The organism is Gracilimonas mengyeensis (genome assembly GCF_900182705.1).
GTDB lineage: Bacteria > Bacteroidota > Rhodothermia > Balneolales > Balneolaceae > Gracilimonas > Gracilimonas mengyeensis.
Genome location: NZ_FXTP01000012.1, coordinates 1 through 22,025 on the forward strand (window position 1 = coordinate 1; position 22,025 = coordinate 22,025).

Sequence of the window (22,025 nt, forward strand, 5' to 3'; positions counted from 1 at the left end):
CCCATAAATCTTTGGGGTATAAAACACCGATAGAACTCTTAAATTAAACCGAACATTCTACTTTTAATTGGCCCAGTTTTTGGGGAAGCCGACAAAACCATCGTCACCCACCAATATGGAGAAACAGATTAATGAGTGCCGGTTGATCCAGCCCATTTTCTTAACGTCAGTTCGAGATAAGAATAGGTAAAACAGAGCTAATAGGAAGTTTTAAGGTCATCCCTGCGAAAGCAGGGATCTAATTGTTGCGTTGAATTCAAATATTGATACCTGGCAATCAATAAGATTCCGGACCTCACCGACAAGTTTGTCGGGACAGGTACGCCGCGGAATGACCACTAAACATATTTCTACATCCTTTTTTATCTCGAACTCACGTTAAACATCTATGACTTACCGCAGTAACATATTTCCTGCAAAAGTATCACATTAGAAAAAGCGGGCTATGCTTACGCCCAAAAATATACCGGGATTATCAATTCGGTAGGCCACATCTGCCCTGAATAAATTGAAGATATTACTGAGTGAAAGTCCGGCTTCCAAATGAAGGTTTTCCGTGGTGTACGGCGTATACCCGTAGGATTGTTCAAATTGGTTAACCTGACTTTGCTTGATCCAGCTCTTCCCAACTCCCCCAAAAATAATCACGCTGAGGCCCGACTGCCCGGCATCCCTCCATCCCAACAGCTCCAGCGGTACGCTCTTGAAATTGTGCTCCGCATTCAGTGCAAAATAGCTGGCACCTTCGTAGGGTATATAACGTGCCGCCCTAAAGGCTCCAAATGGGGTTATAGCACCAGGTGCTACATCCAGAGTTCCATTTTTTTGGATGGGTAAGTCTCCTAAATAGGTTCCGGCGTTTAAGCGCATGTGCAAGCGGTTTGGAAAAAGCCTGCGTTGATAAAAGGTTTCGAAGCTCCGGTACACATCCATTTTAAAACGGGTGTAATTCCAGTCGCTGCCCATAAAAGTAGCCGACTGCTCTATAGAAAAGGCATAATCATTAGCGCCAACTGCTCCGTATCCCTTTTTCTCATCGCCTTCACTTAACGTTAATTGAAAAGCACTTAAAGTCCCCTCGTCAATATCGGGATTTGGCCTAAAGCTGCTATTCTGCCCCAGAATATCATAATTGGTTATTTCACTCTCTATGTTGCTATGTTCCTGATATTTATAGCGGAGATCAAGCGTTCCTCCTCTGCGCAAACGGTAGGCAGTACCGGCATAAACCCCTTCTTTCCGGTAGTAATCAAAATAATCGCCATAGCCGAGTACGGCCGGAATACTGGTAATTGTTTTGGTAAATAACTGAGAATTATAACGGGTATCGGTTACCGATTGAAAACCGGCATATAATGCAAATCTTCGGCTATCTGGCAAGGGCCACCACCCCATCCTTAACCCATAAGAAAATTCATCATAACCGATGCTGTACCCCCCAAATAATTCCGATGAAATGCGTTGATCTACATAGCGCCGCTCATGTTTCAATCCACCGTACAAAGCATCAACCCTGTTATAGCGACCTTGCACACTCACATAACGCGTCATCTTGTTCCAAAGTGAAGGGCCACTTGATGCCGTAGAGTCTCCTCCCCGAGCACCTCCTGAGGAACCACTCACCGTAACCGTAGTTCCGGAATCATCGCTTTCTTCGTCCCAGTCAATAAAACGTGTGAAGAAACCAGTAGGCCGAAAAGCTTTCTCTAGCGTCACGGTACTGTCAATATTCTCGTACGCTTGCTGCTCTTGCGTATCCAGTGGAATCACATCAATCTCACTTACAAAGAGGGAGTCTCCGGCGTTGATGGTGGTGGAGTCCACCGAAAACAAATCCTGCTCTTCATATAAAGAATCAGGCAGTTCAACATTCACCTCGTAATCATTCAGTTTGGCAACCTGCTTAAAACCAATAGGTGGGAATCGCAAGCCAATCACTCCAACTTCAACCAGTCCTTCAATACGAACATCCACCGGCAGCCAAAATTCACCCCCGAAATTGCTGAATTGCTGGGAATAGGTCAGATTAAAATCCTGTACCGGTGCCGGGAAAGCAACTACCGAATTGGGTTTCAAATCTACCTCAAGTAGTGCATATTCTTCGCCCAACACATAAATGGTTCCCTCAAATAGCGGCTGCAGTTTTCGGTTTGATGTGACTGAGAGTTCATAAACCACCTGTCCATCAAGGCTGAGGATATCTTCCAGGTAAAACGTGTAGAATTTAAGAGCATCGGGATGGGTAACGCCTACCATGTTGAAGCCAGCGATATCGAGGTTGTCATCATAGAAATTGGGGAGATAACTCACTCCTGCAAAATTGGCTTCCTGCTCCAGGTTTGCCGTCTGACGTTTAGATCTCAATACTTCCCGGTGACCTTTCTCATGGTGCCAATAGGCTTCTGAAATACTTTCAGAGATAGATACAATAGAGGTGTCATTCTTGATCTGTTGGCGGGTGTAGGCTTCGGCTTTGTAGGTCTTTAAATCGGCCCGCCATATTTTTTTTCTGCGGATTACTTCCTTCATGATGGCAATGGCCGGGTCTTCCCCGGATACCACAATCTCTCCCATATCTGCAACGGACGGCTCCAGCTTGATCTCAATCGGACTTTGAGCCTGCGCCGTGATGGTTACCTCTTTGCTTTGAAAACCAATGAAGCGAACCACAATAGTAGCTGGCAGACTGGGTACCATCAGCCGGAATTCACCGTCCTGATTGGTGATGGTGCCTTTATAGGTGTCTTTGATGATGACATGAGCGGAAGGCAAGGTCTCGCCGGTTTCAGCGTCCAGCACAGTGCCTTCAATTGTTTGTTGCGCACGGCTTTGCAGCGGCACGATCAATAACAGGGTGAGAATCAGAAAAGCGGCTTTTTGCATCCCTCGAATTTTTAGATAATTGATTGGGCACTTCTACTTATCAGAAGCTGATTTGTTACAATAAGCTACGTATATTTTCACGAAATATTTCCCAAGACCTGACCCTGTAGTTCAATCGGATAGAATAGGGACCTCCTAAGTCCTAGATCTGGGTTCGATTCCCGGCGGGGTCACATGAATATCGAATATTGAACATTCAATAGTGGATGTTGAAGTTTTTGAGGGACTTCTCTCGAATAGGATTTTGCTCCATAGTAGCAGAATATTTGTAAAAAGCCCGCCTCTACGCTATACTGCGCCATAGGTGCAATATGTTGTGCCTCCCCTGGTTCCCAACAAGGTTAATAAAACCTTACACCATGAAATAGCATTCAAAATGTAATTTTCGTTACTTGTTAGTCGAAGCTGATAAAGTGATATCACTATGAGCAACAAAGAACTGCTTTTAAGAGAAATTGAAGAACTTCCGGACGACAAGCTCAGAACCGTCATCAATTTTGTACGAGAATTAAAATCAAGAAATAGTCAGGAAAGTCTCGGAATAACCTTTGTAAGCGAACCTTCTCTCGAAAAAGACTGGAATAAACCCGAAGAGGATGAAGCATGGAGCGATTTGTAAAAGGCGATGTGGTGGTCGTTCCTTTTCCATTTTCAGATTTAAGTAGCTCTAAACGTCGTCCCGCTTTAGTAATCCAACCGTTTGATGGAGAGGACCTATTATTAGCTCAGATTACAAGCCAATCTATCCGGGACCATTACGCCGTGTTGCTCAAGGAGGCTGATTTCTTAGACGGCTCATTAAAACAACCAAGTAATATTCGTCCTAATAAGCTTTTCACCTGTTCCAAAAATCTGATTCTTTTGTCTAGTTCCAAAGCTCCTGCTTGGGAACTTACATTTGAAGCTCCAGCTTCATTTTCTAAAATGTACGTAGCCCACTCTCACAACACACGGACCGGGAGGTCCGCCCTGGCATTCCCAACCGGGTGGTTGGGAACGAGCAGTACGAGTGGTTAGACAAGCAATGGATGGGATGGAATTAACCTCAGCTTACTTGTTGGGCTGAAGCTCCATGATTTCTTCCAATGACTCGAGGTTCAAGCTGGTGAAATCATCTACTACCAGATGGCAGTCGCTCATTTCTTCATGGGTGTGAGTGGTTGCTATGCCGATTACCTTAGAACCGGCCGCCAGTCCTGATTTCACGCCAGAGATAGAATCTTCAATCACAATGCAATTAGCAGGATCAGCGCCGGCTACCTTGGCCCCTTTCAGATAAGGCTCGGGATGGGGTTTACTGTTCTGCACATCGGCAGAGCTGAGGACTGCTTCAAAACGGTCGGTAATGTTGAGCTCGGAGAGAATGTATTCGGCATTCTCCTTGGGGGCCGAAGTGGCTACCACCATCTTGATATCGTTTTCATCCAGCAGGTCCAGAAACTCATAAAGTCCGGGTACTACATTGGCTTGCGGATCAAAAGCCTCGCGGAACATTGCTTCTTTCTCGTCGGCAAAAGCGGTGATCACTTCCTGCGAAACATCCCCAAAAACATTGGGAATCCAGTCTTGATTGGTACGTCCGTACACTTTCTCCAGCAGCTGCTGGTCGGTAAGCTCCTGATCGTGTTTAGCGCAAAACTCTCTGAGAATAACTTTGTGGGTGGGGTTGCTGTGAACGATTACGCCGTCCATATCAAAAATCACAGCGGAAATAAAATTCATAAATAATTAGGTATAGATTGAGTGTGATGAGTGAGTTCAAAAATAAGAAAAAGAGGGCTCTTTTAAGCCCTCTTAACGATTTAATAATGATAATGTATGCAAGGTTTGGCCATTATTTCCTGTTCCTCATAACAGCTCCAAGTATACCGGTAAACAGGGCTGCACCTATGATGGACCAGACAACGGGAAACTGACTCCCGGAAACTTCGAGTGTCCAGAATGCCGGCAAGCTAAGTTCGGTGGCAATCCATGTACCAATAATCGCCCCCACGAAGCCAACGCCGGATGAAACAAGGCATCCGCCAAAACTGTATCCACTTATCGCCTGACCAATTCCACCGCAAATAGCGGCAATTAACAGTAAAATCAAAAAACCAACTAACGACATAATTTCTCCTTTTTTAAGGTTATGCTTTTTGGTTTAATACAACAGCTGGCTCCAAAGGTTTCACAATTACATGTTCGTCCACATCAAAAAGCAAGCGGTTGTCGGTATGCACAATATATTTATCACCTTTAAACAAAACATGGTAAGTAATATCATGCCCGCGGAACTCCCGCCCGGTGATAATGCCCGTCTCCTTGCCGTTTGGCTTACAACGCTCGAGAGTCAGGTGCTCGGGACGGATAGAGCATAAGATCAACCCTTCGGCTTCCCGGTTGATTTTTACCGGTCCAAGGCGCGTTTCTACATTATCGGTTCCATCGGCATGAGCGCGAAATAAATTGGTACGCCCTAAAAACTGGGCTACAAACTGTGTTTTGGGGTGATAGTAGACTTCCTCGGGGGTGCCTATTTGTTCAATCTGGCCGTTATTCATAACCGCGATTCGATCAGCAAAAGAAAGCGCCTCTTCCTGGTCGTGGGTTACCAGTATGGCACTCATCCCGGATTTTTTGAGAATAGCACGCACTTCTTTGCGGGTTGAATCCCGCAGCATGGCATCCAGACCTGAAAAAGGTTCGTCCATCAATACCAACCGGGGTTTGGGGGCAATGGCCCGGGCGAGGGCTACGCGTTGCTGCTGCCCGCCGGAAAGCTCATCGGGCATGCGGTGCTTGTACTTTTCCATTCCCGTTCGGCATAAAACCTCTTCCGCCAATACGGGGCGTTTCTTTCGGTCAACTTCCCGCAAGCTAAAGGCCACATTTTCGAGGGCTGTCATGTGCGGAAATAATGCATAATCCTGAAACACAAAACCGATTTCCCGTTTCTGGGGATTGAGGCTTACCTGTGGACTTTCCACTAGCTCATCTTCAATATACACTTCACCGGCTTCGCAGTGTTCAAAGCCGGCTATGAGGCGCAAGGTGGTAGTTTTTCCGCATCCGCTGGGGCCCAGCAGTGCAAATATTTCGTTCTTTCCTACATCAAAACCGACCTGGTTTACCACCGGCCCGCTTTGATCAAAAGACTTCGTTAATCCTTGTATGTGTAAAAGAGGTTTTTCCATATATGTACTGAACCAAAAAATCTTGATTTAGATTCAGTCTACATAAGATACACACTATTAAGGGACTTGTGAAAGTTTTGAAGCGTGAATATTTGTGAAACAGTGAGGTATGACGTAAGTTTAATAAATGTTAAAAAGTTGCCATATCAACAACGATCATTAAACTATCAGAATTATGAAAAGAATTAGCATCTACACCCTGTTATTGGCTGTGGCTTTGATCAGTATTCAAGCCTGTGGGCCGAGCGAAGAAGAACGACGTGCAGCTGAAGAAGCACGGCTCGATTCACTTCGGCAGGTAGAACAAGAGCGTATTGCGGAGCAGATGGAGCAAGCCCGCCAGGATAGTATCGCTAAAGCGGAAGAGATGAGAAGGCAAGAAGAGGAAGCAAAGCCGCAATTTGCTGAAGATGGTAATTATGTAGTACAAGTAGGTGCCTTCCGGTCCGAGGCTCTGGCCGAGTCGTATCTTGAGAACTGGAGCGACCGGGAATATCCTCACGCATATGTAGTTAAATACGGAAATGAAGAAACCGGCAATGTGTGGTTCCGGCTCCGGGTTGGCTTTTTTGATTCAGAAGAAGAGGCCGCGGAACTGGGTAAGGAATTAGCTAAAGAAATTAATACCGGATATTGGGTATCTGAAGTGCAACGTTCCTCCTGAGATCGTTTCATTTTGTTAACTCTTAATTATTAGTTGTATATCTCCCAAGCATTTACTTAATTATAAGGGCGCTCAAGTAGCGTCTCTCTTGATGAATAGTCAGGGCATTGCATATGAAAAATGCAATGCCCTATTTTTTTGCATCTTTTTTTTATGAGGGTCGTAACCCACCGTTTGCAAACACCCACTTTCCTAATTCTGAGGTTTACGTTATTATGCGTGTTCAACATCATCCGGAAAAATTAATCGAAGCGTAATGAAAAACTTCAATATTGCTACACGCCAACATCAACATGTAAGCATATTGGACATTAGCGGTGAGTTAGATGCACACACAGCCTCTCAGTTAGAAAATGCCCTCAAATCTCTAATCGATGAGGACAACTACGCTATTGTGGTAAACTGCACCGGACTGGAATATATAGCCAGTGCCGGGCTGGGTGTTTTTATGGCCTATATCGAGGATGTTCGGAACCTTGGAGGCGATATCAAACTTACAAATATGAACGACCGCGTTTACAATGTCTTCGATCTTCTTGGCTTCCCAAGCTTATACGATATTTTGGAAGATGAGCAGGAAGCGCTCGAACGCTTTTCAAATTAATCCGGATCAGAGTGGCAGGAACAAAACAAATACAAACCTTGTCAGTAGAGGCTTCTACCGAGCACTTGGCAGAAGTACGCGACTTTGTGGCGGCTCATGCTGAGAAGATCGGACTTAGCCAAAAGGATATTTCTGAAATCCGCTTAGCTGTTGATGAGGCCTACACCAATATCATAAAACACGCCTACAAGAACTCGAACTCTAAAAAGGTTAATATTGAAATCGGGTCAGATTCTAACCAGCTATGGATTTCTTTGATGGATGAAGGTAAAGGCTTTGATCCAAGCTCCTACAGCGAACCAGACCTGATTAAGCGCATCAAGCAAAAGAAACGCGGAGGTATGGGCGTGTACCTCATCCGTAAACTAATGGACCAAGTTCAATATACCCGCAAGGGGCAGACCAACGAAATTCGCATGGTCAAAAATCTTTAGTTAGCCGTGGATACCTCCTCAACCGATATCAACCCCAACCAGGAAGAACGGCGAAGCCGGTTTGAATTACGCACGCTACTCGAAACCAGCCGGCTGCTCATCGAATCGCAGGAACCTGATTTTGTATTAAACAACTTGCTACTCATTACCATGGGCAAGCTATTGGTTCCCAAAGGCATGATTTTAATTAACCAGGGAAGTGATAAAAAATACCAGGTAAGTAAAGTTAAGGGCCGCTGCCCGTTTTCTGAGGGAGACATCATTAAGCTAAATTTTGATTCTAAACTTTTGGATCAGCCCACCCTGCGAGCTTCCGAAGTGCCTGAAGTTGCCGGCCAAATGGATCTGCCCGACAACAGTATTTTCTTCAACCTGCGTACGACGAACCATCATCTTGGCTTTTTGTGCCTTGGCCCCAAAGGCAACAAGTCTGAGCTCACCCAAAATGAGATTGAATTCATTGAAAGTCTCTCGATCATTTCTTCGGTAGCCATTGCCAATTCCCGGATGTTCCAGGAACTGCGCTTAATCAACCGAAAGCTGGACCGTAAAGTACATGACCTGCATACCCTGCTGGAACTCAGCAAGGATTTCAACATGATGGTGGATCAGCAGGATATTGCGCGCACTTTCAAATTTGCCATGCTGGGGCAAATGCTGATACGTACCTTCTTTTTTGCGCTGGAAGTGGAAGGTGAAAAATCTGTGGTAGCCAGCAGCGGTTTAAAGGAACAACCCAGCGAAAGAGAACTTGAGCGGCTTTTTGAACTTGATGATGTTTTCAGGTGTGATGAAGCCGAACATAACTGTCCTTTCCTGGAGAAAAATGGGCTCAAACTGGTGATAGCGCTGCGTTTTCAAAATGAAAAAATTGGCGTTGTGGGCGTAGGTGAACCTGCAAATAAAGCAACCTACGGGGAAGAAGAAGTCAACTTCCTGCAATCATTGGGGAACCTGGCACTGCTTAATATCCAAAAAACATACCTGCTGAAAGAGCGAATTGAAAAGCAGCGCATGGAAGAAGAACTGAACCTGGCCAAGACCATTCAGCAAGGGCTGCTTCCTTCCCCCCTGCCCACCATCCCAGGCTTTGATTTGGATGCCTCCAACGTATCTTCCTACCAGGTAGGCGGCGATTATTTTGATGTGGTAGAAACTCCTGACGGTGGCCATGTACTCGCCATTGCCGATGTAACTGGTAAGGGCGTTCCAGCTTCCCTGCTCATGGCGAACCTTCAATCCATGTTGCATGCCCTGGCCCCTATTGACGTAACCTTGCCTGAAGCTACCTCCAGTATCAACGATATCATTTACGAAAATACCCCGGCCGACAAATTCATCACCTTCTTTTGGGGAAAAATTTCCGATGACGGTTCCCGGTTTGATTTCGTAAATGCAGGCCACAATCCCCCGCTTCTATTTCGGAAAGGAGAGGATTCTCCGAGACAGCTGGATGCGGGCGGTGTCATTTTAGGCGCTATGCCCTCTATGACACCCTATGATACCTCCTCTTTGGAATTCCAGCCCGGGGATGTACTCGTTTTTTTCACCGACGGGGTTACGGAAGCCATGAACCCGGATCAAACCGAAGAATATGAAGAAGAACGTCTGAAAGCATGCATTAGCAAGAATCTCGACAAAAGCTCTTCAGAGATTATGCAGGCCATTGTAGACGATGTACAGAATTTCTCCGACGGCATACAGTATGACGACATTACATTGATGGTGCTAAAAGTGCATTAAAGAAAAAGATTATAGAGTTTGAAGGACTTTCAATCTTAGCACCTAACTAAACCACCCTGCACTGAAAGTGCAGGGGTTTGGTTGGAGACTGAAAGTCCCGGTCGCTCCACCATCCCGGTCATCCAGAGGGTACCCCCGATGGACCTTGCATTTTGCGGAGCATCTTCAACCAATTTCCTGAACTATATTTCCAGTGGCTCATGCGCTGTTGCCACTGGTTGGTTGGCAATCATTTCTTGGCTAAGGTTCTTCAGCGGTAGCTTCTGAATGACCCCATAATCTTAGCCATTAGATTTTTTTGGAATACTAACGTGCTGCACTAAAAGTGCAGGGTTTTTAACCCCCGGCTGGGACCAATAAAAAATTAGTTCAAAGTCTGGATACCCAACACCCCTTGCGTGGCACTGCCCCGGTTGTTGGAATAAGCCAGAATACTTTGGTAGGTATTGTATCGGTTCATGATCTCATTCACGTACCGCACCGTCTCAATTCCGCGGCAGAAACCGTATCTCGCATGCTGGTAGTATCGGCGCTGCATCAGTTTCAATAGCGACTCTGACACATGCTCCCAGCTGTTAGGATCGTCGTTATGATCGATTGCGAGGCGCCGGGCATCGGCCAAGTGACCAGAACCGGCGTTGTAGGTAGCCAACGCAAATTGCCACTGGTTGGTGGAATCCATGTAGGAATAATGCTTGAGATGGGATGATAAAATCTTGGCCCCTTCACGGATATTCACTTCGGGGATATATAATGAGTCGGAGGAGATTTCAGAAAAACGTGGCATCACCTGCATGATACCAACAGCTCCAGCCCAGCTAACAGACGAGGGGTTAAACTTCGACTCCTGCGCGGCAATAGCAGTAAGCATGACCCAGTCCAAGTCGTATTCCTCAGCCACCTCTTGAATCATATTATCATAGGGCGAGATGCTTTCGTAGGGATTGTTCTGATAAGCCGGATTGTAATAGTCTGCTATCTGATTGCCGCTTTCAAAGTACTTGCGTCGTAACACATTCAAAAAAGCAGAACGCTTGGGTTCGCCTTCCTCGTTAAAGCGAAAATGCTTGTATAAAAATTTATTTAGCTGATTCTCCAAGTCTGGCGCATTTCTGCGCACTGCCCAGGCAATCGTATCACTTTCGGCGATCACAGGTCCCTGCACCAGTTCTTCCATGTATTTGCTGGCTGCTTTGAACATGTTGTTATCAGCAACCGTGGCTTCATACTCGCCTTTGGCTACCTGGAATAAAGCAGACTCAGTATCCATATCATCAGGAATGATGCTGAGCTTTATGGGGTATCCCTGTTCTTCCAATTCCTGCAGGCGTACAAAATAGGAGCTGTTCCGGCGAACACTAATTTGAATATTTCTTAAATCGGCAACATTTTCGGGTTTAAAACCGAGCTCTTCTGAAACCACCACCATTTGATTTACAATATTGTAGGGCCGGGTAAATTCAACAACTTCTTTTCGCTCGGGGGTGATGGTATAATTTGCAGCAATGATGTCTCCCCGTCCACTATTCAACAAGTCATACGGACTTTCTTCGGGTCCCGGGATGATTACTTCCAAAGCCAAATCATTCTCTTGAGTAAACTTCTTGAGCAATTCATACTCAAAGCCTACTTGTAATCCTTTGTACAAAAAGTAAGAGCCTGTACTATAGCTGGTAATCATGCGCAGAACACCGTTGTTTTTTATGGTGCTCCAATCTCTGTCAACGGGTTCAGTAACCGTTACAGGCAATGAGGTGGGTACCGGAGATTTCTTTTCCGGTGTATCGGAAGAACAACTGGCCAACATCAACAGACCGCATCCGCCCAAAAGCAGATACTTCGTCATTCCTCCTATGTTATTTCTACTTGACTGCATGCAAAGATTTTGGGTTCAAAATCAAAAAAGCAACGTATAATGATTGTACAAACTCAGCTGTCACCAACAAATTATAGCGTTTATTATAACAAATACTGCTATTCATTATGAATAATTATTGCCACACCCCTTAACGAAAACTTTTTCCAAAAGATTCGCACATTTAATTATCTAAAATATTTTCAGATATTTATAAAAACCGAAAGCCCTAATTAATTACTTATCAGAAGATATAGATTTTTTCTTCCAGGTGAGCATCACCCCGCATAAAGTTACAAAAATAGCTATAAAGGATAGCACCGGAGGTAGCTCGTCGAGAATAAAAAAGGCTAGTATCGTAGCAAAAACCGGTTCGGTTAAAATAAGGGTTGAAAGCAATGTTGCTGAGACGTACTTCACTGCATAGTTCAGTGAACCGTGGCCCATCAACTGCGGGCCTACCGAAAGTGCCAACCCTACCCAAAGCACCCTGACATCAATACTTTCCGGTACGCCTTCAATAACCAGCAATATAACCACACAGGTAGCAGCCGCATAGCCGTAAACCGGGAACACATATCCCAACCAAGACCTGTTCTGACGTACTTTGCGGCCAATCAAAAAGTAAACAGCGAAAATAGCCGCCGCTGCAAAAGCCATACTATTCCCCAACAACGGGTTCTCGAAAATAGCCTCGGCATTATAATCGGAGATTCCCAATAGTACCGAACCTCCAAATGCAACAAAAACGCCCCACCAAACGGTGACGGGGAATTTCATTTTGTACAGGATACGCTCTGCCACAATAAGCATGATGGGATGGATAGTAACCAATACTGAGGCAGAAGCTACCGAGGTATAGAAAAGCGAGCTGGTCCATAGTGTGAAATGCAACCCAAGAGCGATTCCTGCAAGCACCATCCATTTACTGTCATTGCCCACCGGTTTTAAATCGTACTGCTTGCTCTGCTTTTTATAGAGGTAAAAGGGCACCAGCATCAAAAAAGCCCCCACCGTACGGATGGTAACCAGTAATAAAGCTGAATAATCGGTTGCAAACTTTACCAGCACCGGGGCAAAGCCAAACGTAATGAGCCCCAGTACCAGGATACCATATACTTTTAATTTGGAATAGCTTTGCTCCAAAGCAAATTACCTGATGCGATCCATCGACCGAACCAGTTCCTCATCTTTACGGATATTACGTAGTGCCAGAATTTGAAAAATCAGTCCTAAGAGTACCAATCCTGTACCCAGAGCTTCATCCCATAAGTAGGTACCAATACCGCCCATAGACAACATCACACCCGCACAAAAGCCAAGGGCAATAACCTGCATCAAGCCAGACCGTTTGACCCAGCTCATTTGGTTCTTCCGGTTCTCATATAGAAAAATAGCTAATATGTTTATAGCCATGGGAATCAACAGGGAAATGGCCAGTCCGTAACCAATCCATTGCTGAGGATCGGCCATGGCTTTATCATAAATTGGAGTAAAATAGGCAGAGAGATTGAGAAGAGTAGCTACCGCCAAAAAAACGGTCTGTAATCGTTGTATCACGTAATTATGTTTTGGGTTGATTAGATTTCACCCAAAGATAAAGGTTTTGAAAGAATTAACCATGGCGAGTCCTAACCAATCAAGAGCGTTTCAACCTTAGAACTCGTTATGAAGGTCCTCCTTCGTAATGCATTCCCGGAAGCTCCGGCTTCCCGTGTTTATACATCCACTCAACGTTAACATGAACTTGGTAGCGATACCCCACCAGGAAAACCTATTCAAGGCACAGCCTTGCCGTACTATTACTTTTTAAGTACAACTTCAAAAGATTCATATTGGTGGGAGTAGTTTTTGATACTGATATAAACCTCCGTTTTGGTTTTCCATAAAAAAGGCGCAAGTAAATACCTGCGCCTTTAGAGTTTAATTAAATGTCTCTGCTAATTATTCCCGCTGTCAGGACGCTTCCAGCGAACGGGATCGTCTGGTGTGGGCACGATAGGATCGGGTTGATTTTCGAGTAATCGCAGGGCTTCTTCCACCGCTTTTTCCAGCTGTGGATCATGCCCTTCTATAACTTCCTTGGGTGTCTGCATCACTTCAATATCGGGAGCAATACCAACGCCTTCCACGGCCCATTCGCCATCCAGGTTATAGAAGCCTCCTCGGGGCGCTACAAAATAGCCGCCGTCCACAAAAGGAGGCGTATCCCAGGTTCCAACCAAACCGCCCCAGGTTTGGGTACCTACCAGCGGACCGATTTCCATCTTACGGAACAGGTAAGGCAACAAATCCCCACCAGAACCGGCTCTTTCATTGATAACCATCACTTTGGGGCCCCAGATGCCTGCGCCGGGCGTAGTAAAGGGTTTGCGATCAGCCGCTTTGCTGTTGAAGAAACCATGCAGTTCTCTCGCCATGATGTCTACCATGTAGTCGGCAGCCGAACCACCGCCATTGTTGCGTTCGTCAATCACGGCACCGCGTTTATCCTGTTGTGCAAAATAGTAGCGATTAAAGTAGGTGTATCCGCCCTGACCGGTATTTGGCACCCAAACATAGGCCAGTTTGCCGTCCGACATTTCGTCTACCTTACGGCGGTTGCCTTCTACCCAGTCCCGGCTGCGCAGACCGTATTCATTCGCTATCGGCACTACCGTTACCAATCGGGCACCCTCAGTATTCGGTTCATCATTCACCAATAGTTTTACCTGTCGGTTGACGGTTCCTTCGAAATGCTTGTAGAAGTTATCTTCGGGATTGATCTCTTCCCCGTTTACTTCCAAAATGTAGTCTCCTTCCTGCACATCAATACCAGGACCAGAAAGCGGGGCTCTTAAATCAGGATTCCAGCTTTCGGCTGTCAAAATCTTGTCGATGCGATAGGCCCCGTTTTGCAGCGTGATATCTGCGCCAAGCAACCCTGCCTGCACATCCTCGAGATCCGGATAATCTCCGCCGCCAACATACGAGTGTCCAACGGCTACTTCACCGCTCATGATATCCAGCACGTAATTCAGATCGGAGCGGTGTTTGGCATGTTTCACCCAGGGCGCATACCAGTCGTACACATCTTGCCAAGGGGCACCGTGCATGTTATCCACGTACAGGAAGTCGCGCATGAAGCGCCAGCCATCGTTATAAATCTGCATAAATTCTTCCTGCGGATTCACCTTCACTTTCACCCCTGAAATATCGATGGCGCCATCACCGGGATTTTTCTGTCCGGTGCCGGTATCCAAAATCCCCCAGGTGGTTCCACTTCTATAGAGTAAGCTGCTGCGATCGGCAGAAACCACGGCCTCGTTCACACCTGACAAAAACAAACTGCCTTCCCGTTTTTCCAGGTCATATTTGTGCAATTTGGTTCCTTCATTGGGAACTTCTTCCATGTAGAATACACTGCCATCCGGGCCGGGCAGTAACCCGGTGTAATTGCGTTCCGGGATATCCACGGCCAATGTACGCTCAGAAAGTCCTTCCAGATCGATAGTCACGGAAACGCCTTCATCATCCCCTGCTTTCGTTTCTTCTTTTTCTTCGGATGGGATCTCTTCATCGTCGCTTTTTGGAAGCAAGGGGGAAGGTTCGCCCTCCGCCAGCACCATCATATACAGAGCACGGGTTACCGGCATATTGTACGAACTCATATCCAGCCAACCGGTATTGAGGCCGTAATCGGTACTGGCCAGGAAGTACAAGTATTTGCCGTCATCACTCCAAACCGGGGTAATGGCATCCGACATGCCATCTGTAAGTTGGTGGGTTTTACCGGTCCCGATATTATGCACATGCACAGCTTTAAACTGGTTATCCAGCAGTTTCACATAGGCAATCCACTTGCTATCGGGAGACCATACAGGATTTAGTGTACGGTTGGGATGCGCATAACTGTCCGTATCCACTTTCTCTGCTTCGCCAGATTCTACATTCACATACCAGAGATTGTAATCGGTATCGGTATAGGCAATGTGCTTGCCATCCGGCGACCAATCCGGGCGGAAGTAAAAGGTTGGATTGGGTAATGAAATAGATTTCGGCTCTTCCAGCCCAAACTGATCAGATATCACCAACTGGTACTCACCGCTGGCATCCGAGAACCAGGCCACTTTATCTCCTTTGGGAGACCAAATCGGATATCGCTCGGCACTGGCTGAAGAGTTGCTCAGGTTTCTCCAAGTACCATTTTCTTTAGGTACGGTGATGATTTCACCCCGGTATTGGAAAATAGCACGCTTGCCGGTCGGTGAAAGCTGGGCGTTGTCCAGGTTATAGGCACTGGGTTCTTCCCAACGCGGACGCCCATAGCTCATATCGCCGGCTACATGAATCTCAAGCTGATTGGTCTCGCCGTTCTCGGGATTAAGCAAATGCAGGTAACCGCCCTGCTCGTACACAATCATTCCAAAACCGGCATCGATGGATTTAGCATCAAAGTCTGAATGAAAGGTCCACTGTTTCTCTTCGCCGGTTTCGATGTTGTAAGACCATACATTGTTGGCAAAATCCCGCTCGGAAAGATAGAATACTTCATCATCTCCCAACCAAACGGGATCGGTGTGGCGCTCGTTGTCGGTACGGGGCGTTTGTACCAAATCAAAGCTTTCCAGGTTTACAATCCAGATGGGCTGTGCCTGTCCGCCCCGGTAATTTCTCCATTCCGGATCCCAAAAGGTAATGGGATTGTAAGCGATGTACTGGCCGTCTTCGGATACTTCACCGGTTGCCGCACGCGGAATGGGCAGCACTTCCGGCGTCCCTCCTTCGGTGCTCACTTTCCAAATGCGATTGAGCTGGGTGGGATGGCCATCACGGGAAGAACGGAACAGAATTTCGCCTTCTGGTGTCCAGCCGGTCACGATGTCATCGCCCGGATGCCAGGTAAGGCGCTTTGGTGAGCCGCCTTCGGCCGGGATAACATAGACATCCTCGTTGCCGGAATATTCGCCGGTAAAAGCAATCATGCTTCCATCCGGGGAATAATGCGGATAGGATTCTCCCCCAATGTTGCTGGTAAGGCGGATGGCATCTCCGCCATTTTTGTCGACTTGCCACAAATCGTTGGCATGAACGAAGACAATGTGGGTTTCAGAAATGGTGGGTTCGCGTAATAACTGCGTTCCTTGTGCAAAAACGCTGACTGAACCGGTTATAAAGATGAGTGAAGTGAGTAAGACTCCAAATAGATGTTTCATAATCCCGATGATTTAGTTAGAAATGCGTTGGGAATATAAAGAATCAGTAAGGATGATATGCGGCTGTTGATGAATCTTTACAAGGTGAGTAGTGCTCCTGTTTCTCACTCCGTGTCGGGAGGTAAAACCTCCCATCGCTGTTGCTTTTCAAGTACAACTTGAAAAGATCTTTAATAATGTATTTAAGGCCGTAGCTCCATCATTCGGCTCAGCCGGACTGCCCTCCCTGAAAAATCAGCAAGCTGATTTTCCGGTCCCTCCCGAAGGGACACAGAATTCTTCCCCTTACAAAAATCGGTTCATTCAACCCGAATTTATTCTTAGCAAAGAACCTATCTCTCTTTCGCCTGCTCCGAGCATTCGGAGGAGAGAGACAGAAATTGGCTCGCCATATTTCATAGAGAGGGAAGCCAGGAGCAACTTTCTTTCATTAAACTGCTAAATGCCTATCGGATGATATAGCTATTCTTTTCCATTACCCGGAATAAACCTGAAGTGGCAACACAGCGGCTATATGATTAAAATCTTTATCGCGGAGCAAAAGTTCTACCTCATTTTCTATGCACCAGGTTCCAATAAGCATGTCCACCGTTTTGCGTACAGTTACCCCTTTGGAACGAAGAAATCTAAAGTTTGAAGCAGCCTTTACTGCCAGATCCTTCCCTCCCAGACGTACACAATCCAGGGGATCCAATGCCTTTTTCGCTTGTTCAAAATCCTTGTCGCTGGCAAAGCCCTGTAAAATTTCGGTAAGAATAATATCTCCAATCAGAACTGTTTCTTCCAATAAGCATTGATCCAGATACTCCGTTTGAGCACTTTCTACCCCATTGAAGTAATCAACCCAAACACTGGTATCTACCAAAATCATGGTTGATCCGACCGCATTTTGTCCAGATCACCGCTCCAGTTCAGTTTTCCTCGTAGGTTCCGGATATTCTCTTGCTTCTTGCGTTGTACCAGTAGCTTTAAGCCGGCCTCAACTGCATCTTTCTTGGTTTTTAACTGGCTGACTTTTAAAGCTTCATCCATCAAATCATAGTCAATAACTACATTGGTTCTCATAACGATCGAGCTTTATTAATGTGTATTATTTTTCAATCTATACACAAAACCTTTGAAATGCTATTTTATTTTTTGATGGGATTGTGTTTTGGACTACCCTCCCTGAGGGACACAAGTTTTTAGGCTATTTCAAGCAAATTCTACTCTATCTCATTTTCGGGAGGTTTAACCTCTCATCTCTGTTGCTTTTCAAGTACAACTTGAAAAGATCTTAAAACTTTATAACTCAAATCCATTTATGGTGTGAACCTATCTCTCTTTCGCCTGCTCCGAGCATTCGGAGGAGAGAGACAGAAATTGGCTCGCCATATTTCAGAGAGAGTGAGGTCAGAGCCCAACATTCCCCTTTAAAAAAATAATAGTGAATACATCATCCACCACCCTCACTTTTACTACTACAGAACTCGTGTATCCGGGAAACAGAATAATGGATTTGAGACTATAGCTCCATCATTCGGCTCAGCTGGAATAAGAAAGAATGCCTTCACAAAAACGAGCCGGGTGATGGAAGCGGGCCAGAGGCTTGTGTTTGTACCCATGTCCCCGATTATATCGACAAAGTAGCAAGCAACTCACACTGCTCTATCTCAGTGTCGGGAGGTGAAACCTCCCATCGCTATTGCTTTTCAAGTACAACTTGAAAAGATTCTGGGAAAAAAGTTTTTACTAAAGAAAAGGGCGCATGCGATGCGCCCTAACTCAATGAGAGGTATTATAAATTTTAAACTACTCGTTCCATCCGCTCTGCGGTGGAATGTATTTTCCAAGCAGTGGTTATTTCTCTACCAAACCGCAGAGATCTTGGTAAGAAAGTTTTTTCGACTCTCCGAGACTTGGCTTTACTGGGAACATCTACCACAAACTTACGACCGTAACCACTATCTGTCATTCCTGAAGGGATTCTTGGACATGTCCCGACTCACTTCAATGTTCCTTGTTGGATGTTCGATATTCAATATTATTTCACTTCTCTACCAATACCCAGCCATCTTCGTCAATCATGCGCTTGGCGTATTTCCACTTCACTTCTTTGGTTTCGCCGGAGCTCATGTTTTGAACGGTCACGTAATCATTACGACCAGGTTCGTCGGCTACCTCAACGGGTTGTGGTTTTGCATTGCCGCCCTGCGGTTTCTGCTGCTGTCCACCATTTTGCTGTCCCTGGCCGGCTTTGAGCCCCATACCGGTAGAATCGGCATGCTGTGTTTCCATAGAGGCAGTATCAAAGCGGGATTTCTGACGCTTGGCCTGCTCCAGCTTGCCGTCTTCAGCTTGTACTTCAGGCACAGCCTTCCAGATCAGCGATATAGATTCCTGGTTGATATCATCCAACAGCATCTTGAACATGTCAAAAGCTTCTTTCTTGTATTCAAGCAGCGGATCTTTTTGAGCAAACGAACGCAAGCCGATACCTTCTTTAACGGAATCCAGCTCACGCAGGTGTTCCATCCATTTCTGATCAATGATAGATAAAATAGAGCTTTTCTCGAGTGAACGCGCCACTTCGCGACCTTCGTTTTCGAGGGCTTTCTCTACATCAACCACAATCCGCATGCGTCGGATGCCATCGGTAAAAATCACCTGCACCTTCTCGGGACGGTTTTCCGGATTGGCTTCGTTAATGCGCTGCATCACCTGATACAGCGGCTGAGCCATGCGCTCTTCTTTCTTGCGGTACATTTCCAGCGCCTTGTCCACAATCATGTCTTTCAGCTCATCTTCGCGCATGTTAAACCACTTCTCGCGGTCATATTCCACATCCACGGCAAGGTTGCGCAGTACGGTTTCGTGCAATCCTTCATAGTCGCCGGATGCCACATGCTGTTCTACCATGTTTTCAACCAGATCATCCAGCATATCCAGGATGTCGGTACGCAGTTGCTCGCCCGATAGCGCGTGCTTGCGGCGGGCATAAATTACATTACGCTGGTTGTTCAGTACATCATCATACTCCAGTTGCCGCTTACGGATGCTAAAGTTGTTTTGCTCTACTTTGCTCTGTGCACGTTCCAGTGATTTGGTAATCCATGGATGGGTAATAACCTCACCTTCTTCAAAGCTGAGTTTGTCCATCACATTGGCCACGCGATCACTCATAAACATCGCCATGAGGTCATCTTCCAACGATACATAGAATTGCGTTTCGCCGGGATCACCCTGACGACCGGCACGACCACGCAGCTGCAAGTCAATACGCCGGGATTCGTGACGCTCAGTACCCAGAATAGCCAGGCCGCCTTTTTCTTTCACGCCCTTGGCCAGCTTAATATCGGTACCACGACCGGCCATATTGGTAGCCACCGTTACGGCACCGATCTCACCGGCCTGCTTTACAATTTCACTCTCACGGGCATGTTGCTTCGCGTTCAGTACGTTATGTGAAATACCAGCCCGTTTCAGCATACGGCTCACGGTTTCCGATACGTCTACACTCGTTGTTCCCACCAGCACCGGCTGTCCTTTATCGTGATATTCCTGAATTTTCTGGATAGCTGCGTTGAATTTCTCACGCTTGGTTTTGAAGACTAAATCTTCTTTATCATCCCGGGCAATCGGTTTGTTTGTAGGGATAACCACCACGTCCAATTCATAAATCTCGTTAAATTCACCCTCTTCCGTTTCAGCCGTACCGGTCATACCAGCCAGCTTGTTGTACATACGGAAGTAATTCTGCAAGGTGATGGTAGCATAGGTCTGCGTAGAGGCTTCTACTTTCACCTGCTCTTTGGCCTCAATAGCCTGGTGGAGTCCGTCAGAATAGCGGCGCCCGGAAAGCACACGACCGGTGTGCTCATCCACAATGTTTACCTTGCCGTCCTGAACAATGTATTCTTCCTCTCGCTCAAAATTGGTATAAGCCTTCAGCAGCTGGTTTACGGTGTGGATACGGTCGCCACGCTCGGCAAACAGTCGGTGCAATTCATTAAACTTGCGCTCGCGCTCCTGCCGGATCTCCTGCTTGGCCTCTTCAATTTTTTCTTCTTTATACTCTTCGCTGTATTCGTCGTTATTCTTGATTTCCTCCAGTGTCTTCTCTTCGAGTTTCTCCACTTCTTTCTCAATCTGAGCCGTCTCCTCACCCAAATCAGGAATCACAAAAAACTCTTCGTCTTCACCTTTTTTAGTGATGAATTCCCGGCCCTTCTCAGTCATTTCAATGGAATTCATCTTAGGATCTACCGCATAGAACAAATACTCATCCACGATGGGCATGTTCTTGGCGTTATCCTGCAGATAGAAATTCTCAGTCTTCTGAATCAGTTTCTGGATCTTGGGATCCTGCTGCAGCTTACGCAACTGGGTATTCTTGGGGAAACCACGCACGGCACGGAACAGCGCCAGACCGGCTTTTTCCTCATCGCCCTGATCCAATAATTCTTTACCCTCTTTCACCAGGTTAGCTACCAGTTTCTTTTGGGCATTTACCAGGGATTCAACCCGGGGCTTCATCTCCACATACTTGTCGGATTTGTTATCCTGCGGTACGGGACCGGAAATAATCAGCGGAGTACGAGCCTCATCAATCAGAATAGAATCCACCTCATCAATAATGGTAAAGTGATGATCACGCTGAACCAGTTGTTCCTGCTCAATCACCATGTTATCACGCAGGTAATCGAAGCCAAATTCGTTATTGGTTCCGTAGGTAATGTCAGCCTTGTATGCCTTGCGGCGCTGCTCAGTACTCGGCTTGTAATGGTCGATACAGTCAACGTGCAGCCCGTGGAAGTTGAAGATCGGCTCGTTCCACTCAGCATCACGTTTAGCCAGGTAATCGTTTACGGTAATGATGTGCACGCCTTTGCCGGCCAGTGCATTCAGGTAAGCCGGGAAGATAGCCACCAACGTTTTACCTTCACCGGTTTTCATCTCAGCCACTTTGCCCTGGTGCAATACAATGGCACCAATCAGCTGTACATCGTAAGGAATCATTTCCCAGGTGGTTTCATTACCACCCACTTTCCAGGATTTACCCACAAAACGGCGACACGTATCTTTAAGCACTGCAAAGGCTTCCGGCAGCAACTCGTCGAGCACTTCTTCAATAATGTCCAGTTCTTTTGCTTCCAGCTCATCCAGATATTCCGCCATTTCACGGTGTTCGGCCGGACTTAGACCCTCAATATCATCCAGCTGCTCTTTAATCTCTTTGATCTCAGCTACAGTATCGGCCGTGGCATCTTTAATCTTCTGCCTGAATTCATCGGTCTTGGCTTTCAGCTCTTCATCGCTCAGCTGCTTCATCTCCTCTTCGTAGCTCTTGATTTCATCTACGATGGGCTGAATTTTTTTAATGTCTTTCTCGCTCTTGGAGCCAAAAACTTTGGTAATTACTTTACCGACTTTATCTAATAAATCCATGTAACTCTTTGAATAATATTTTTAGCCTTTCAAAAAACTAATAA

At 46.2% G+C, this 22,025-nt stretch carries 17 protein-coding genes and 1 tRNA gene; 7 read left to right on the forward strand and 11 right to left on the reverse strand.

All coding sequences use genetic code 11. From position 1 onward, the window contains the following. Positions 1-429 precede the first annotated feature (429 nt). Positions 430-2,883, reverse strand: a complete 2,454-nt coding sequence (locus FN815_RS13385) for a DUF5686 and carboxypeptidase-like regulatory domain-containing protein (protein WP_142455156.1) — start codon at positions 2,881-2,883, stop codon at positions 430-432. A 100-nt stretch (positions 2,884-2,983) separates the two neighbouring features. On the opposite strand from FN815_RS13385, the gene FN815_RS13390 reads away from it, so the two are divergent. From FN815_RS13390 to FN815_RS13400, 3 genes are all read left to right on the forward strand, one after another. Further along, positions 2,984-3,056 (forward strand) — tRNA-Arg (locus FN815_RS13390). A 251-nt stretch (positions 3,057-3,307) separates the two neighbouring features. Then, a complete protein-coding gene (locus FN815_RS13395) occupies positions 3,308-3,502 on the forward strand; it encodes a DUF2281 domain-containing protein (RefSeq protein WP_142455157.1) in 195 nt (64 codons plus the stop codon). Continuing rightward, positions 3,487-3,900, forward strand: a complete 414-nt coding sequence (locus tag FN815_RS13400) for a type II toxin-antitoxin system PemK/MazF family toxin (RefSeq protein WP_142455158.1) — start codon at positions 3,487-3,489, stop codon at positions 3,898-3,900. The genes FN815_RS13395 and FN815_RS13400 overlap by 16 nt, the downstream gene beginning before the upstream one ends. A gap of 33 nt (positions 3,901-3,933) precedes the next feature. On the opposite strand, the gene FN815_RS13405 is transcribed toward FN815_RS13400, so the two are convergent. The 3 genes from FN815_RS13405 to FN815_RS13415 all read right to left on the reverse strand — a co-directional run bounded on the left by FN815_RS13405 (position 3,934) and on the right by FN815_RS13415 (position 6,059). Continuing rightward, complete coding sequence (locus tag FN815_RS13405) at positions 3,934-4,605, reverse strand: HAD family hydrolase (RefSeq protein WP_142455159.1); 672 nt, start codon at positions 4,603-4,605, stop codon at positions 3,934-3,936. A gap of 112 nt (positions 4,606-4,717) precedes the next feature. After that, complete coding sequence (locus FN815_RS13410; RefSeq protein ID WP_142455160.1) at positions 4,718-4,993, reverse strand: hypothetical protein; 276 nt, start codon at positions 4,991-4,993, stop codon at positions 4,718-4,720. 19 nt (positions 4,994-5,012) lie between these two features. Further along, positions 5,013-6,059, reverse strand: coding sequence for an ABC transporter ATP-binding protein (locus FN815_RS13415; protein WP_142455161.1), 1,047 nt, complete (start codon positions 6,057-6,059; stop codon positions 5,013-5,015). Between the two features lie 175 nt (positions 6,060-6,234). Here FN815_RS13415 and FN815_RS13420 point away from each other — a divergent pair, with 175 nt between their 5' ends. The 4 genes from FN815_RS13420 to FN815_RS13435 all read left to right on the forward strand — a co-directional run bounded on the left by FN815_RS13420 (position 6,235) and on the right by FN815_RS13435 (position 9,504). Next, positions 6,235-6,723 carry an SPOR domain-containing protein gene (locus FN815_RS13420; protein WP_142455162.1) on the forward strand — a complete coding sequence of 163 codons (489 nt, stop codon included), beginning with the start codon at positions 6,235-6,237 and terminating at the stop codon, positions 6,721-6,723. 256 nt (positions 6,724-6,979) lie between these two features. Continuing rightward, the gene (locus FN815_RS13425; protein ID WP_142455163.1) at positions 6,980-7,327 is read left to right on the forward strand and encodes an STAS domain-containing protein; all 348 of its coding nucleotides are present in this window, start codon (positions 6,980-6,982) and stop codon (positions 7,325-7,327) included. An 11-nt stretch (positions 7,328-7,338) separates the two neighbouring features. Continuing rightward, a complete protein-coding gene (locus FN815_RS13430; RefSeq protein ID WP_142455164.1) occupies positions 7,339-7,761 on the forward strand; it encodes an ATP-binding protein in 423 nt (140 codons plus the stop codon). Positions 7,762-7,767: 6 nt separating this feature from the next. Then, entirely contained in the window at positions 7,768-9,504 is a 1,737-nt protein-coding gene (locus FN815_RS13435) for a SpoIIE family protein phosphatase (RefSeq protein ID WP_142455165.1), read from the forward strand. A gap of 364 nt (positions 9,505-9,868) precedes the next feature. Here the strand turns inward: FN815_RS13435 and FN815_RS13440 are convergent, their stop codons facing one another. The 7 genes from FN815_RS13440 to secA form a co-directional block, all read right to left on the reverse strand. Next, positions 9,869-11,350, reverse strand: coding sequence for an MltF family protein (locus tag FN815_RS13440; protein ID WP_246075287.1), 1,482 nt, complete (start codon positions 11,348-11,350; stop codon positions 9,869-9,871). Positions 11,351-11,596: 246 nt separating this feature from the next. Next, positions 11,597-12,505: a DMT family transporter gene (locus tag FN815_RS13445; protein ID WP_246075289.1), complete on the reverse strand. Its 909-nt coding sequence runs from the start codon at positions 12,503-12,505 to the stop codon at positions 11,597-11,599. Between the two features lie 6 nt (positions 12,506-12,511). Further along, positions 12,512-12,919, reverse strand: a complete 408-nt coding sequence (locus FN815_RS13450) for a DUF4293 family protein (protein ID WP_142455167.1) — start codon at positions 12,917-12,919, stop codon at positions 12,512-12,514. Between the two features lie 380 nt (positions 12,920-13,299). Further along, entirely contained in the window at positions 13,300-16,554 is a 3,255-nt protein-coding gene (locus tag FN815_RS13455; protein WP_142455168.1) for a S41 family peptidase, read from the reverse strand. A gap of 475 nt (positions 16,555-17,029) precedes the next feature. Beyond that, positions 17,030-17,425 carry a type II toxin-antitoxin system VapC family toxin gene (gene vapC, locus FN815_RS13460; protein WP_142455169.1) on the reverse strand — a complete coding sequence of 132 codons (396 nt, stop codon included), beginning with the start codon at positions 17,423-17,425 and terminating at the stop codon, positions 17,030-17,032. Then, entirely contained in the window at positions 17,422-17,619 is a 198-nt protein-coding gene (locus tag FN815_RS13465; protein ID WP_142455170.1) for a type II toxin-antitoxin system VapB family antitoxin, read from the reverse strand. The genes vapC and FN815_RS13465 overlap by 4 nt, the downstream gene beginning before the upstream one ends. A gap of 963 nt (positions 17,620-18,582) precedes the next feature. Next, positions 18,583-21,981, reverse strand: a complete 3,399-nt coding sequence (gene secA / locus FN815_RS13470; protein ID WP_142455171.1) for a preprotein translocase subunit SecA — start codon at positions 21,979-21,981, stop codon at positions 18,583-18,585. Between the last annotated feature and the right edge of the window lie 44 nt (positions 21,982-22,025).